Below are 15,398 nucleotides of genomic sequence, written 5' to 3' on the forward strand. Positions count from 1 at the left end.
ACAGCAGATTTTTCCACTCCTGAAAAATTTGTCTGTAATTCTAACATCAGACTTCGTGCATATTTTTTTCAACTGCTATAATATATATATATTGACGTTAATATGAACTAGTGAAATTTATTTTGTGCATGAACTATTATTGCGGGATAGTCGCGCCATTGAGGAGAAGAAAAAATAATGTTCAAAAATATTGAATTGCAGGATTTTTTGCTAAAGAAAACAAAAGGCTTCACTGAACAATGGTATGAAACACTCGATAAGGATTCAGCTGGTGTATATGGTGAAACTGAGCCTCAGGCAATCGAAAAATTAAAACAGCAAAACTACGAATTTCACGAGCTGTTCTGTAAAGCTTTCGGGGAAAACGAGAAGGATTGTCTCGAAATTTTCCATGACTGGATTATTCGTGTAGCGAACGATGAAGCCCACCTCGCAACGCCGTTCAATGCTGTCATTAAAGAATTTTTTCGTACACAGAAACAATACTTGCAGCTGATCGAAGATTTTGCAACCCAGCAGGAAGAAATGATTTCTCATGAGCAGCTTAACAAATGGAACCAGTCTATTGTCGATACGATGAATGGGGTCATTCTTGAATTTATCAACCAAAACACGAAAGCCGCTGAACGCCGCTTAAATGCACAGCAGGAAATGATCGTTGAAATGAGTGCACCGGTCATTTTGCTTTCGAAAGACAGTGGATTGCTTCCGCTTATCGGCGAAATTAATACATATCGCGCAAAAATCGTCTTTGAGAAAGTCCTGCAGCAATGCCACGAGAAATCGATCGAGCGCCTGTTCATCGACCTTTCCGGTGTTCCAATCATCGATACGATGGTCGCCCACCAAATCTTTCAGCTGATCGAAGGCCTGAAAATCATTGGCGTGCGCACAGCACTTGCCGGCATCAGCCCAGAGATCGCCCAGACCGCTATCCAATTAGGCATCAACTTTGGCGAGATCGATGTCTACAATAAATTGGATCAGGCCTTGCGCTATCACAAATTGGAATTTGCGAAAAACTAAAATTCCCCAGAAGAAAATCCATCTGCGGCATAAATGCGGATGGATTTTTTGTATGCTTATCGGTTTTCAGCGATACGCTTTAATTCGGCGGCGCGCGTCGACAAGAACTTTTCCATATGGCGTTTGAGAAATAATTTATCGGCAAGTCTTCCGATAACCCCGAACGGCGTCCGGTAGACGAACCAGTCTTTCATCAGCGTACCGCTGCCGCTCTCGGTAAATTCATGCGTGTGGTGGAAGGAATGAAAAGCGCCTTTCACCATTTCATCGCTAAAGCGGTACGGCCGCTCCATTTCGGTAATTTTCGATGTCAGTTTTTGACGGACACCGAGATGTGTCGCTTTCCATGTCACCCAGTCGCCAAGCTCCATCAGGCCGCTCGTCGTGCCAGCAATGGCGCGTTCGTTGGTCTTTGAGACAGTTTCGATGTGCACGTCAATGCTTCTGGCCAAATCGAAACAGCGCTCGATCGGTGCTTCCATATAAGTTTCGTGGACAATCCTTGGCATGCCATCCCCTCTTTCCTTGCTGCTTTCAGCTTGTTCTCCTTCAATACCCTTTGACGGAACTGTTATTCCTCGCAGCCATCTATACAAGAAGGAATTGGCTTGCGATTTCGAGAATCATTAAGAGACAGGAGGATTTTAAATGAGTACAGATATTTTGAAACAAAACCGCACGAGCTGGAACACGGTCGCAGGCCATTTTAACGGCGTCGATGCGCTGCCTGGCTACGGCCCTTTCGCTCAAAGTGAAGACGAATTGCGCCTATTCGATTCGATTGAAGGCAAAAACGTACTCGACATCGGCTGTGGCAGCGGCCATTCCTTGCTTTACATGAACAAACAAGGCGCTAAGGACATTTGGGGCGTCGATTTGTCCGATACGCAAATCGAACGGGCCACAGAGACATTAAGTGGTTGGGATGCGCAGCTTTACTGCGCCGCGATGGAAGAAGATATTGGGCTTCCGGAAGCCTATTTCGATATCGTCTACTCGATTTATGCGATTGGTTGGACACTTGATCTCGACCGGACGTTTAGATTGATCTATTCCTATTTGCGGCCAGGCGGAACATTCATCTTCAGTTGGGACCATCCGCTCTATGTCCATTTGAAAAGCGAAGATGGGCTCGTTTCATTGAACGGATCCTATCAAGATGAAGACAGCATGCATTACGCCAATTTTAAAGGCGAGAATGCGCCGATGACGATTCCTAAGCGCAAGTTCAGCACATATTTAAACGCCTTGGTGAAAGCCGGATTCAATATCGAGCAAGTGGTCGAGCCGGATGTCCCACATGACTTGAAAGATGTGGCGGCGGAAGCGTCCGACCGTTATTACTCGCTTTATAAAGCGCAGAAATTCCCGACGAGTTTTATTATCAAAGCAAGGAAATAAGCAAATAATTAAAGACCGTGCCTGCGCTTAAGCGTCAACACGGTCTTTTTTCATAACCCATCTGTTAAATGATACGGCCCATCACTACGGTATCGTAATAGTTGCCATCTGCTAAGCGTTTGTCCATTTTCAGCACACCTTCCACTCTAAAGCCGCAGTTTGCATATAGCTCGATGGCTTTTTCATTGCTTTCGAGGACTTTTAGACTTATCTTCTTGATTCCTTGCATATCCGCCCAGTGGATCGATGCCTCCAACAGCTTGCGGCCCATGCCGTAACCCCAGAATTTCTTGAGCACCCCAACACCGAACTCCACTTGATGCTGGGTCCGATTCAGCGCGTTTCCTTCACATCTGGAAAACCCGGCAATCTGACCACCCACTTCGGCCACCAGAAATAAATTCAGGCTGCTTTTCGCATCCTCTTCGATAAGCCTTTCGAATGCCGCCGCATCCAAATAAGCTTCTCCCCGCTTGCGGTCCATATTTTCCGTCTCGCCGTCGATCTGTAAACGGACTTTCTCCAATTGCACTGCATCTTGGATCTCCGCGCTTCGAACGCAATAATCCAAGCCTTTTACTTGAAACAGCTGTTTCGTTAGTTGCATCTCATCATCCCCTGAGTTGTTGGAATCGGTTATTTATATGGAGCTATCATATCCGCAGTGAACTGCAGCTTCTTTTTCTGTCTCAGTTGATAATATACGATCGTTAACAAGACAATCAATTCCGATAAGGGTATCGCAAGCCATGCGCCCGTTACACCGAAAAATACCGGCAAGATGCTCAGCAAAATCAACAGCACGACAATTTCACGTGCTGCGGTGATCCATGTCGCCATACGGATTTCGCCGGTTGATTGATAATAAGTCATCATGACGAAATTGGTGCCCATGAACAAATACGCGATAAAGAACAACTGAATGCCGGAAGTCGCGATATTCATCACGGCGTCCGGGAAATCGCCGAATACGCTGGCGATGGTGGCGGCAAAGAATTGCCCGAAGATAAAAAACAGCAAGCCTGCCACAAACGCCGTCCCAATCGCGAGTTGCAGCGTCTTCTTGATCTTCGCCTGGTCTTTCGCCCCGCTGTAATAACTGACCAGCGGCTGGATAGCCGAACCCATCCCAAGGAATGCGAGTAACATAACGCTGTGGACGTAGTTGAGAATCGCGAATGCCGCAACGCCTTCCGTTCCCGCTAGGCGTTCAAAGACATTATTATGCGAAATGGTAAACACCGACATGCCGACTTCTGCCAAGAAACTCGGGAAGCCGATCACTAGAATCAAGAGGAGCAATTTTCGGTTCGGTTTGAACCGGACAAAGCGCAATTGATTGCCCTTTTTGAAGAAATGCGTGCACAACACGAGCATACCGACAAATGCCGCGAGTAAAGTCGCAGCTGCTGCACCCTTGACGCCGAAGTCCAACACAAACAAGAATAGGTAATTCAATCCGATGTTCAATAAGGAAGTCGTGACGAGCGACACCATCGCGAGGTTCGGGCTGCCGTCATTACGCACCATGATGCTGAGGGCATTTTCCATCGTGAAGACGAAGCCGAACAACAACATTAAATATAAATAATCAGAGACGTATGGATAGGTTTCCGCATTCGCCCCGAGCAGGTAAGCGAGTTCTGTGCGGAACGGAAATGCTACGAGGCCGATGAGGAGCGTCACTGCAAAAATCGAGGCCATCGCGTGCGAAAAGACGATTCTCGCCTCCTCTGTCCGCTTCGCCCCCATGAGAGCAGAAAATCTCGTGGCGCCGCCGATGCCGATCATAGCGACATCGCGACGAATAAAGTATAGACCGGTGCCGCGATGCCGACGCCGCCCAGTGCGACCGGTCCGAGGCGATTGCCGACCATGATGCCGTCCGCAACGATATTGATGGCCATCAGCAGCATGCCGATGGTTGAAGGCACCAAATAGCGGATAAATGCCTTTCCGACTGATTCGGTATCGAGACGGTGAATAGATTGTTGTGCCATGTTGAATTGCCTCCTTGCTTTCTAAAACAATGAAAACTATATTTGTTTTTTTAGTTTTTTCAGTCCGAAGAAATACTGGCTTTGGTTAGCCAGTTTATTTTTTATATAACCTATACGCTTGATTTGATTAAAGCAAATACTTAGAAACACTTGTCAACGAAATATCTAAGTGTTTGGAGAATCGTCTGCTCGTAAACCCTTCTGCTCAATAATGCTGCGCATTACTTTCGCAAAGATAAGGTCTCCCATCGGTCGACCTTATCTTTCCTGTGGATCAGCGAGACGGCCGAGACCCCGCAAGGCGCTTAGCGACTGAGGAGGCTTGGACGCGAGCCCACGGAAAGCGAGAAGTAAGATTCGGAAAACACGGACCGACGAAAGCTATAAAATCTAAGTGAAATTATTTCTAATCAGCCAGCATTTTCCCTATTCGTTTTTCACGAACCCGTCCAATAATAATTCACTCATCGTTTCAACAGCTTCCTTAATGGAAATGCTTTGTTCCGAGAAAAACTGCTGGTCCAAGGAAATATTGACGACATTCAAAATCATTTTCATTAACAGGTCGATGTTCTGCCGCTTAATCAGGCCAGTTTCCATGCCTTCTTCAAGCAATTGCTTCAAATCATCCCATTGATTCATTTCCCGATCGACACGCTGCCATTGTTCCGGGTAATAACGTCTCAACTGCTCTAGGACACGCAAATCGAAAAAGTCGTTATGGTTCGGAATCATGACGATGAGTTGGTGAATTTTCTCCTGCAAGCTAAGAGTGTCGTCTTCACGTATCACTTGCGCCCGTTGTTCGTATTCCGAAAACGCCTGATCGATGATCGTTTCCAGGATTTCCAGCTTGGACGAAAAGTTTTCGTATAAAGTGCGCTTGCTGATGCCAAGCCGCTTGGCCAAGTCATCCATCGTAAACTTGATGCCATTGTTTCTCGTTTCTTCGATAAATGCCTGGATAATTCGAGTTTTCACCGCCGAACCTCCTCTATAAAAACTAATAATACTATAATCGTTTTCATAGTTCAAGAATAAAGAGCCATGACGAAAAAAGGATCGGCATTGTAAGCCGATCCTTTTCTTCAAGCCAATAATTTACTGCTTTTTGTTTTCTCCAAACGGTACATCAATACAACGCCAAGCACGGCACCGCTGATGCTTGATACGAGAAATGGCGGCATGAAGAACAAGGCACCGACTTCAGTTCCCATCAGAACACGTGCGTATGGCACCGCGACTAATGAGGCGATGATACCGGTTCCGAGAATTTCACCGGCTGCCGCAAAACCGAGCCGTCCGCTGTAGCGGTAAAAGACACCAGCAAGCAAGGCGCCGATCATGCCGCCCGGAAACGCGAGCAGCGAGCCGGTCCCCGTCAAGACGCGAACCGCACCGGTCAATAGGGCGATAACGACCGCAGGACCTGGACCGAAGACGACAGCTGCGATGACATTGATGGCATGCTGTACTGGATAGGCACGAGCGATGCCGGCCGGGAACCAGACGAACGCCGATCCTGCGACGGCGAGTGCAACGAACATCGCCATGAGGACGAGTTTTCTCGTGTTCATCCGACCTGCCTCCCAGGAACCGATTGTTTGAAGCGCTCGATTTGCCCTGCAACATCTTGTGCCTGCGCTATTGAAGAAATGACAGCGATGCCGGAGACGCCGGCCCGCCAGACCATTTCGGCGTTGCCCGGTTCGATGCCGCCTATGCCGATAACTGGCACATTTGGGTATTGGGTTTTCACTTTGATGATTTCAGCGACACCTGCTGGCGGTTTCGCATCACTTTTCGTGCGCGTCCCAAATACCGGACCCATGCCAAGATACGTGGCGCCGCATGTCAGCGCTTCGTTCGCTTCCTTGACTGAATGCACCGAGACGCCGAGAGCCATCGACGCGCCGATTTGTTTTCTTACCTGTCCACAGTCCATATCGTCCTGTCCGATATGGATGCCGTCCGCTTTGATCGTACAGGCAAGCTCAACATCGTCATTGATGAAGATCGGAACACCGTATTCACCGCACAAGCTCTTGCACTTGGCAGCGAACTCTACGAGTGCATCGCCTATTAATGCACCGGGCCCTTTTTCGCGCAGCTGGAAATGGGTGATACCTCCTTGAAGTGCTTCTTCGAGCAACACTAGCGGCTCTTTAGTACCGGCGTTTGTCGTACCCATTAGAAAATAAATCGCTGGATTCCCGAACAAAATGAACCACTTCCTTTTCGATAGATTCTTTGTAAGCCGCATGATGCGTCGGGCCGTGTCCATGGCCGATGTTCAGTGGATACGCGAGCGCTGCCTGAATAAATTCCTTGGCAGTAAACAACGCTTCTTCCACTGGTTTGCCTTTGCCCAGTTCAGCTGTCAGCGCTGCTGAAAATGTACAGCCGGTGCCATGCGTATGGTGCGTTTTGAGCCGTTCCGAGCGCAGCAAGATCACCGTTTGCTGATCCATATAAAAGTCTTCTGCAACGTCAGGGTCACTGCTATGGCCGCCTTTTATGACGACGGCTTTTGCTCCGAGCGATAAAATCGCTTCCGCTGCCATTCTCCGCGAGGCGTCATCTGTGATGTCTATGCCGCTCAACACTTCTGCTTCCGGGATATTTGGGGTGATGATCTTAGCTAGCGGCACGAGCATCACTTTAATTGCTTCAACCGCTTCCTGTTGCAGCAAAGAAGCGCCGCCTTTTGCGATCATCACGGGATCGATGACGAGCTGTTCCCAGTTGTAGCGTTTGATGCCTAGTGCCGTTTCTTCGATGATGCCGGCGTCAAACAGCATGCCGGTCTTAAGCGCGCGGATGTTGAAGTCGGTTCCGATTGCATCGAGCTGTTGTTTGACCGCTTGCCGGTCCATGGGATAAATGCCGTGAACGCCTTGCGTGTTTTGGGCGGTCACCGCCGTTACCGCCGAACAGCCAAAAGTGCCAAGTTCTTGAAAGGTCTTCAAATCCGCCTGTATGCCCGCGCCTCCGCCTGAATCAGATCCAGCAATCGTCAATACTTGGGCTTTAGCGTCCATAAAGTGCCGCCTCCTGTCGTTTGGATAGTTCGTCCAAAAAGGCCATTTGGAAAGTTCCCGGGTTCAAAGCAACTTTCGACGCGCGGCTTCCTGCATTCCCATAAATTTGCAAACCATAGGCAAGCACATCAAGCGGGGTAGATTCTTTGTCCGTCAAGAATGCCGCAAGCACCGCACTGAGCAAACAACCCATTCCGGTGACCGACGCCATCAACGGGTCTCCGCCTGTGATGTGCTCGGTCCGTTCACCATCCGTCACTAAATCGCTTGTGCCTGTTACCGCGACAATTGTTTGGTATTCATCCGCCACTTGTTTGGCGATCATTCCCAAATCGCCCTGGCCCTCGCCCGCATCAACGCCGCGCGCTTGCCAATCGGCTCCTGCAATGGCCGCGAGCTCGCCAGCGTTGCAGCGCAGGAGGGTAACGTCGAGTTCCGTCAGCAATCGTTTCACGGCCTGTAAACGATAAGCTGTCGCCCCGGCACCGACCGGATCCAACACAATCGGAATGCCTTTTTCCATCGCAGCGCGTCCCGCGATGAGCATGCTTTCAAAAGAGCGCTCCGTGATCGTGCCAATATTGAGCGATAAGGCATCGGCATGTCCTGTGAGTTCCGCGACTTCCTGTTGTTCATCGCCCATGACCGGCGAAACGCCGAGCGCCAGCAAGCCGTTTGCCTGAAAGTTCGAGACGACGTGATTGGTGATGCAATGAATTAAGGGTTTTCGTGTACGCAATTCCCTAAGCATGATGGACACGCTCCTTTTTCGCAGGCAGTTCCCAAGTTTCCATCGTCCACGCCTGCTGCCAGAACTGCCATTCATAATAGCTGCTTCTTCTGAAGTGTGTTTTCAATTCCTGGCGACGCTCTTCCGGCAACCCTTCCGCCAGTTGGTCCATCCGTTCAATCTGTTCATTCACCAGTTCCCCGAACCATTCAGAACCATATGTGCCGATCCATTTCTGAAAAATCGGTTCTTCGGGCGTCGCCGTCTTCAAGCGTTCACCGATTTCGTAGTATAGCCAATAGCACGGAAGCAAAGCCGCAAGCACGTCCGCCAAATCGCCCTCTGCGGAGCGGTACATATGTGAAACATAGGCATAGGCGTGTGGCGACGGTTCGAACAATTTCCAGTCTTCTTCGGTCACACCGAGCAGCTCCATGAATGATTCATGAAGTGCGAGTTCTGCGGCACAGGTCTGTTCCGCGTGATGCGCAAATGACTGAGTCGTTTTCAAATCTTTCGCTTTCACTGCGCCGATCGATTGCACTTTTGCGAAATGGGTCAGGTAATAAGCGTCTTGCATAACGTAAAATTTGAAGACATCGAGCGGCAAATCGCCTTTCGCGATGCCTTTTACAAACGGGTGTTCAAAACTGGCGTCCCATAAATCTGCACATTCCAACCGGACTTCTTTACAAAATGTCATGTCGCTCTCTCCTTTTTTGGGCAAAATAAAACACCGCTTTCCAGGTAGGAAAGCGGCGATAAAGGTCAGCTGAAGAAATTGGAGAAAAGCTCACAATTCGCCCACTTCCCTACGCTGGTATGATCCAGATCAGGTTCAAAGGGTCCGGACTCTTGTCCGTCTCAGCCAACATGGCTCCCCTAGTGGAATAGCGATATTTTTTTATTGTCGGCAATAGAATACCATAGCTGGCTTATGAATTCAAAACTTTTTGAATTTTGATGTAGTGTATTGAAGAGCAAGTGAATTTTGTGTTCAGGATGAGAGCGGGTTGACCAGGAGTTTTGCTGGTTATCCGCAGTGCTGCTTAAGTTGAGTTTTCCTAGTTCTCTTGCGAGCGTTTTGTTAAGAAACCAGTCCTTATTTGCCGGGCTCCCCTTCAGACTCGATTTCTCCCTTAATTTTAGGCCCCCTCCGATAGGCCGGAAAAAAAGAACAATCATCTTCTACTATTGCTTCTGTGCATAGCGAGTTGTAAATTTCTAGATTCCAAATTTTTTTCCCTGTATAGAATTCGAGCTCTTGTGCCCGCCCGTACTTCTTTTTGTAGAGGTATAATTTATCATCTGGATCGTTCGTCCGCCCACCGCCATGACGAATCAGTTTCATTCCATTTTTCATACCCCAACGCAGCAATGCGTATTGAAGAATGTGTGGTGCATACAAATGGTGGTATTGTTCCAGACTTCCGGTCAAGTGGACATGAAGGAGGTCATTACTGACGAAATTCAGGCTCATGGCGATGATGTGACCTTTCCACTTCACTTCAACGACTACCAATTGAGGTCCCAACAAGTGGAGGCATTGCTCAAAATACGCATCATTAAAATAATAAAATGCATCAGCTTTATTACGGTTCATCGTCTGGAAGTACAAATCTTTGAATTGGTCGAGATTGGGTGGATTGACGGATACCTTATACTCCACGCCTTGCTCCAATGCCTTGCGGATGCATCGCCGGACCGATGGCGAGTATTCGGTCATGAGTGGATCTTCTGTTTCGACCAATCTTGTCTGAATAGTGTTTCGCATGAAATCAGTGGCATACCATTCCTTGAAGTCTGCAGCATTCTTCAATATCGGATGGAATCGAATGAATTCACTGACAATATTTTCTGTTTGGCAATACTTGCGAAATTCACGGAAAAAAATTTGTGCCAATTCTTTTTTGTCGTTCTCGTCTGCAGCTTCGATGATTGGCCCTCCATACCCGTATGGTGTAATCAAATCATAATAAGGCCCTCTTCCGAGTAAATCAATCGGAATTTCCCGCTTGAGAAATAAATGATGGACTGATCCCAATGCATGATAGAGGGTGAAACTTACACATTTGCCGTTTTCCATTTGTTCGTAAAGCTTCCCATACTCTTTACTGAAATAAATATCCTTCACCGTTCTCACCTCATCTTTTTGGCTGGTGGCCTTCAAAGCTATATTCAAGCTCTAATTTTAAAGGCTTCCAGTTAAAGTGAGGTAAAGTAGTTAGATAACCTGTAAAAAAAGAGCCTCCACAATCGGGGGCTCTTACATTTCTTCGACATATTCAATCTGATAATCCCCGTATAAATCGATCACCACAGTGTAGCGCCGCTGATGGTCAATCGTTCCGGTCTCGCCGTCTGCTTCATGGTAATTGAACACTGCGCCAGCTTCGACATACGCGCGGTCGCCTTCAATGTCAACAGAACTGACGTCTGGCACGACCGAATCGAACACTCGGCCATCTGCTGAATACTCCTTGACGACGCTGTCGACCGCTTCAACTGCCTGGCTTTCCGGCACCAAATACGAAGAGTAATAATTAAGCTCTTCTTCGTTCATTGAATACGGCAATAAGTCATAATAGGCTTCGATGAAACTCGACAGCAGCGCTTCGTCAAAATAGGCATCTTTTACGGATGGTTCGACTAATTGCGACTCAGGAAGCGGATCTGGGTTCGATGCCCAGCGATCCAGCATATCCTTTTTCAAATATAGCGGAATCGCATAGCCGATTTCGGGATTGTCTTCGAGCATGACCGAATTGATGCCGAGCACTTTTCCAGAACTTGCGTCCAGAAGCGGCCCACCGCTGGAGCCTTGTTTGATCAATGCATTCATTTCATATAAATCCGTATAGACGAAGACTTCCGAGAAATCGACTCCGGTCTCGGTAATTTCCCCTTCAGTTGCTGTGTTCGCCGCATTTTCAGGGCTGCCGATGGCAATGACCGGCGTTCCCATATCCACCGGTTCCAGTTCCTGTTCGAGTGGGTCTTTACCTGCCAGGTCTTCGACACGCACTAGCGCCAAGTCTTCGTCGAGTGACATGCCAATTACTTTGCCGGCGAACTCTTGCCCGTCGCTATTGACGAGTGAAATAAACGTCGCGTCTCGTACGACGTGGGCATTCGTCAAGATGTCGCCTTGGTCATTGTACAAAAAACCGGACCCTTGCTCGAAATCGGTATAGATGGTGTAGACATGTGTTTTCGCATTCGCGATCATGGCCCCATTTTCTTGTGCGGCCGTATCGACCAGTGAATCGCCCTGTTCTGTTTCTGTCCCCGGCGGCGCTTGAGTATCTGTTCCTCCACAAGCTGTGAGGACCATCGCCGCAAAGAACACCATCAGCCATTGCATCATCTGCTTTTCCATCGTCTCAACCCGCTTCCGTTATTGTGAGTTCATTATAGCAACCCCCAAATCAAAAAGAAAAGGCTTGGAACCCTTATTTTGATAAGTTTCCTCATTAAAATTTTCGTTTTAAGAAAAAAAGACTGAGGGAGCATTTGCTCCCTCAGTCTTTTTAACGTGTCAATTACCTTCTGTTTTTCACCAATCGTCCTCTATTGGTGACCACTGTGTAATTGCCGAGCTCTTTTACTTCTAGTGTAAAGCTCGAACCGTTTTTGCTGCCTTTCATGACTTGCCATCTGCCGCGCTCGTCGACATGTGAACCGAACTGGACTCTGACGTTTGCATCAGTCGCGAATCTCAACTGCACCGTGTCTTCAAACTTCATGTTCAGTTCAGTACCTGAAGCATTCAGCACCGCGATATCAAACTGTCCAGTCAAAGTCGGCCAGAAGCCAACTTGCTTGGTATCATCCGCCTCAAAAGAAAGTGTCATGCCTTGAGGCGTTTTTTGGGCCAATTGCTTCAAGTTTTTCGGAGTCAAAGTCAAAATCACATCTTCCAGTTCCACGCGTAAATTCTTGCCGCTGTTCAGCACTTGCGTGAAAGTATCTTCTGTGAAATGGATATCCAACATGCCTTTGTCATCAAAGGCCGCTGCTTTGACAATCGCTGAGAACTTGGTATATTCCGGTTCAGCTTGCTGCTGGCCTGGTACTTGAGGCTTGCCGAATGTAATTTGTGCCAGAAGCGGGTCATGGTCGGATGCGCGTCCATGCTGTTCCATGAACATCGAGTTGATGTGGACCATATCAAGTTCTGTGTGGTCTGCCAAATTATTCGTTACAAGCAAGTGATCCAACACTTGCGTATTGCCTTGGTAATGGTACGAGAAACGATCGTCTTCTGGCACATCATTGACTTTATTCGTCAAGATGTCGCCTTGGAGTGCTTCAAGTGCCGGAGTGAATTCAAAATCGTTCATATCGCCTGTAACGACGACATTCAGTTCCGGATTGATTTCGAGCCCTTGTTCGATAAAGCCATTGATGGCGTGTGCCAATTCAATGCGTTCAACTTCCGATTTGAATTCCGGCGGCTGGTTTTGCCCCATCAAGCCTTGGTCTCCGCCTTTGGAGTTCAAATGCGTTGCGATGACGACGATTTCTTCGCCTTGGAATTCAAATTGTGCCGCGAGTGGTTTGCGTGTGCCAGGCATTGGGATTGGCTGGACACGTCCTGGATTCAAGGCAAGATCTCCTGATTCTGTCCACGAGTTGTCTTGTGTAGATGTACCTTTTGTGCCTTCTGAAAGTGTCACGCGTTCAGGGTTATACAAGAAGCCGACACGGATGTTTCCACCTGGCTGCCCGCCGTCCTGGTTGTATTCCGGTGCGATGTCTGTCCATGCATACGTTGGACCGCCGGCTGCTTTAATATCTGCAATGAGACGCTCATAAGAAGCTGTAGCATCAGAGTTGCCAGAAGCAATAGGACCATCGCTGTCTTGAACTTCGATCATCGAGATGACGTCTGGTGAGTTCAGGTCATTGACGAATGATTCTGCAATGCGCTGTGCTTTTTCGTTCGTTGTATGGCTCGGGTCTGCAGAGAAGTTTTCGACGTTATAAGCCGCAACCGTCAATTTATCGTCTGCATTCTCGATCCATGTTTCTTCCGGTCGTGTGCCGCCGTCTACAATTGCTGGCACTTTCGTTACATCCGTCCAAATCTGGTAATTACCGAAGCCGTAGCCGAGAACGCCGACTGGCATTTCTGCGAAAGTATCGCCCGCTTTTGCGACGAGGTCTTCACTAGTTTGAATCTTAACGCGTTCCGGGTTGAAATCGTCTTCTTCAAGCAAGATTCCGCCTTGTTTGTGGAAATCGTTGTTTGTTGCATTTTTCGATACGACAAATACTTCGCCGTAATCTTGCGGGCCGACGATTTGTGCATCAGCTACGCCGACGCGCATCAATTCAAGAGATTCCCAGAAATCAATGCCGTCTTCTTCCGGCTGGAACTCCGTCAAGCCGTCGTTGTCGATATTTTGTGTTGGCGGGAACACGTCTTCGCCGATAACGATCGGTTCAGGAAGTTCCGCTGTGCCTGTTTTCACGACGTCCGTCGAGCGGATGCGCGTGACAGGCAAATCATTTTCTTTCATATCGGAATAGCCACTATAGAACCATTCTTCAACTGTTCCTGTGACTGATACCACATCCCCGACAGCCAAGCTGCTGGATGCAGAGGATTTGTTGACGATGATCGCTTCTGACGTTGTCCAGTCGCCGTCATCATTTGTATCTTGAATGACAAAATTTGCACCGTTATAGAAATGTGTGATGATGCCTGTCACTTCATTGACATTAGCATTCTCATACGTTGAGTAATGGCCTTGTCCTTGAATGTCACGGATTTTCAAGTCCTTTGTTTTCAGGACCGTGTATTGGAATGAAAAGACTTCCGATGTTTCATCTGTAATAGCGATCGCTTTGATGACTGTATCTTGTGTCAGGACAATCGGCTTAGCATAAACTGCGCTGTCCGCAGTAGGTGTCGAACCATCTGTTGTAAAATGGATCGCAGCATTGTCCCATCCGCTTGCGAGCGTGATTTCAGTTCCTTCCGAAACGACACCTGGGAAGATGTCTGCATACACTGCCGGCTTGTTGACGAGTTCAAAGCTTTCGAAGCCAAGTGTTTTCACTTGATACGCATCATTGAATTTCGAAGCGATGCCTGAAAGGTAAATCAAGTCGCCTTCTTTGAATCGTTTCGTGAAATCTTCGAACGTCAAGCCATTGCGGTTGTCATTGCGTACGACGACTTGCTCGCCGTTTTCCGCGACTGCCGTAAATTCGAACGTTCCGTATGTGTTAACGGATTGTAAGTTGGTGATTTCGACGCGTTCGATCGAAATGCGTTCTCCTTGAGTTTCTTCGTTGACGCCTGCTGGCGAAATCACTTGTGCTTCCGGCAATTCATTTCCAGAAGACAATACTTCTACCGTGTTCGGCTGCAATTGAAGTTCGCCGCCGTACTCGGACACAGTGCCGACTAAGCGGACGATATCACCTGTCGTGACAGTAGCGCTGGATGTGTAAACATAAATCCCAGCTGTTTCATCTTGCACGTAAAAAGCGTTTCCGCCCCATAGGCCTGTTTCAGTTATTACTGTCGCTTCGACAGAAATCAAGCCTTCCGAGTCGCGAGCTTCCTGGACATTGGCTACAGGAGTTGCTGTTGGTGGCTCTTCGCCTTCAGACAGGATCGTGTAAGCTGTTGGAGATTTCAAACCTGCTGTCGTGAAATAGGACTCCAATGAACCAGTGATCGTCACTTCGGCTTTAAAGTTAGCTGGGTTATCGACTAAGTTTAAGCCTGAACGAATAGAACCGGATGGCAACTGAACTGGCAAGATCTTCGTCGGATCAGTTTCATCCGGTGAATCCGCCAATCCTAAGTTGCTTGCTGTTGTGAAAGGGGCTTCCTGGTCGTAGCTTGTTTTACTGCTGGCAGTGCCAACGATAAACCCTTTCACCGTTGCAGTTCCTGTATTGTTTTCAATGGCTTGTGCCACCGAAATGGTTTCTGCCGCATCGGCTGTCGCCATATAAGGCAGGGCGGTGGATAAAGCCAATAGGAGACTCAAAAAGATTTTGCTGAACGCGCTTTTTGTCACTAACTTTCACTCCTCAGGTAATTTATTGTCATACGAAACCATTATACTAAAAAATTGTAAGCGTTTTATTAATAATTTGTAAATTCTAACTATTAATACCCAAAATGCTCATATAATTTCCTTTTTTAACCTTTTAAATAGTCTGATCATTCTTTTT

At 47.9% G+C, this 15,398-nt stretch carries 13 protein-coding genes, 1 pseudogene and 1 riboswitch; of the genes and pseudogenes, 2 read left to right on the forward strand and 12 right to left on the reverse strand.

Annotated features, from left to right (window positions below):
- The first annotated feature begins 177 nt into the window (after positions 1-177).
- Positions 178-1,026 carry an STAS domain-containing protein gene (locus KTG14_RS08230; protein WP_216970484.1) on the forward strand — a complete coding sequence of 283 codons (849 nt, stop codon included), beginning with the start codon at positions 178-180 and terminating at the stop codon, positions 1,024-1,026.
- A 56-nt stretch (positions 1,027-1,082) separates the two neighbouring features.
- On the opposite strand, the gene KTG14_RS08235 is transcribed toward KTG14_RS08230, so the two are convergent.
- Entirely contained in the window at positions 1,083-1,535 is a 453-nt protein-coding gene (locus tag KTG14_RS08235; RefSeq protein WP_216970485.1) for an SRPBCC family protein, read from the reverse strand.
- A gap of 139 nt (positions 1,536-1,674) precedes the next feature.
- Between KTG14_RS08235 and KTG14_RS08240 the strand changes: the two genes are divergently transcribed.
- Complete coding sequence (locus KTG14_RS08240; RefSeq protein ID WP_216970486.1) at positions 1,675-2,427, forward strand: class I SAM-dependent methyltransferase; 753 nt, start codon at positions 1,675-1,677, stop codon at positions 2,425-2,427.
- A gap of 64 nt (positions 2,428-2,491) precedes the next feature.
- Here KTG14_RS08240 and KTG14_RS08245 read toward each other — a convergent pair whose 3' ends face one another.
- The 11 genes and pseudogenes from KTG14_RS08245 to KTG14_RS08295 all read right to left on the reverse strand — a co-directional run bounded on the left by KTG14_RS08245 (position 2,492) and on the right by KTG14_RS08295 (position 15,241).
- Complete coding sequence (locus tag KTG14_RS08245; RefSeq protein WP_216970487.1) at positions 2,492-3,034, reverse strand: GNAT family N-acetyltransferase; 543 nt, start codon at positions 3,032-3,034, stop codon at positions 2,492-2,494.
- A 29-nt stretch (positions 3,035-3,063) separates the two neighbouring features.
- Positions 3,064-4,427, reverse strand: a pseudogene (locus tag KTG14_RS08250) (MATE family efflux transporter).
- Positions 4,428-4,853: 426 nt separating this feature from the next.
- Positions 4,854-5,408, reverse strand: a complete 555-nt coding sequence (locus KTG14_RS08255; RefSeq protein WP_216970488.1) for a TetR/AcrR family transcriptional regulator — start codon at positions 5,406-5,408, stop codon at positions 4,854-4,856.
- 107 nt (positions 5,409-5,515) lie between these two features.
- A complete protein-coding gene (gene thiW, locus KTG14_RS08260) occupies positions 5,516-6,004 on the reverse strand; it encodes an energy coupling factor transporter S component ThiW (protein WP_216970489.1) in 489 nt (162 codons plus the stop codon).
- On the reverse strand, positions 6,001-6,618 hold the full coding sequence (gene thiE, locus KTG14_RS08265) for a thiamine phosphate synthase (RefSeq protein ID WP_254178061.1): 618 nt from the start codon (positions 6,616-6,618) through the stop codon (positions 6,001-6,003). The genes thiW and thiE overlap by 4 nt, the downstream gene beginning before the upstream one ends.
- Positions 6,593-7,468 carry a bifunctional hydroxymethylpyrimidine kinase/phosphomethylpyrimidine kinase gene (thiD, locus tag KTG14_RS08270; protein ID WP_216970491.1) on the reverse strand — a complete coding sequence of 292 codons (876 nt, stop codon included), beginning with the start codon at positions 7,466-7,468 and terminating at the stop codon, positions 6,593-6,595. The genes thiE and thiD overlap by 26 nt, the downstream gene beginning before the upstream one ends.
- A complete protein-coding gene (gene thiM, locus KTG14_RS08275) occupies positions 7,458-8,219 on the reverse strand; it encodes a hydroxyethylthiazole kinase (protein ID WP_216970492.1) in 762 nt (253 codons plus the stop codon). The genes thiD and thiM overlap by 11 nt, the downstream gene beginning before the upstream one ends.
- The gene (tenA, locus tag KTG14_RS08280; RefSeq protein ID WP_216970493.1) at positions 8,212-8,901 is read right to left on the reverse strand and encodes a thiaminase II; all 690 of its coding nucleotides are present in this window, start codon (positions 8,899-8,901) and stop codon (positions 8,212-8,214) included. Before tenA ends, thiM begins: the two co-directional genes overlap by 8 nt.
- Positions 8,902-8,990: 89 nt before the next feature.
- Positions 8,991-9,092, reverse strand: a riboswitch (TPP riboswitch).
- Positions 9,093-9,300: 208 nt separating this feature from the next.
- On the reverse strand, positions 9,301-10,332 hold the full coding sequence (locus KTG14_RS08285) for a GNAT family N-acetyltransferase (protein ID WP_216970494.1): 1,032 nt from the start codon (positions 10,330-10,332) through the stop codon (positions 9,301-9,303).
- A gap of 132 nt (positions 10,333-10,464) precedes the next feature.
- Positions 10,465-11,577 carry a S1C family serine protease gene (locus KTG14_RS08290; RefSeq protein ID WP_216970495.1) on the reverse strand — a complete coding sequence of 371 codons (1,113 nt, stop codon included), beginning with the start codon at positions 11,575-11,577 and terminating at the stop codon, positions 10,465-10,467.
- A gap of 163 nt (positions 11,578-11,740) precedes the next feature.
- Positions 11,741-15,241, reverse strand: coding sequence for a DUF6359 domain-containing protein (locus KTG14_RS08295; protein ID WP_216970496.1), 3,501 nt, complete (start codon positions 15,239-15,241; stop codon positions 11,741-11,743).
- Positions 15,242-15,398: the final 157 nt, after the last annotated feature.

Source organism: Planococcus sp. CP5-4_YE, from assembly GCF_019042655.1.
Classification (GTDB): domain Bacteria; phylum Bacillota; class Bacilli; order Bacillales_A; family Planococcaceae; genus Planococcus.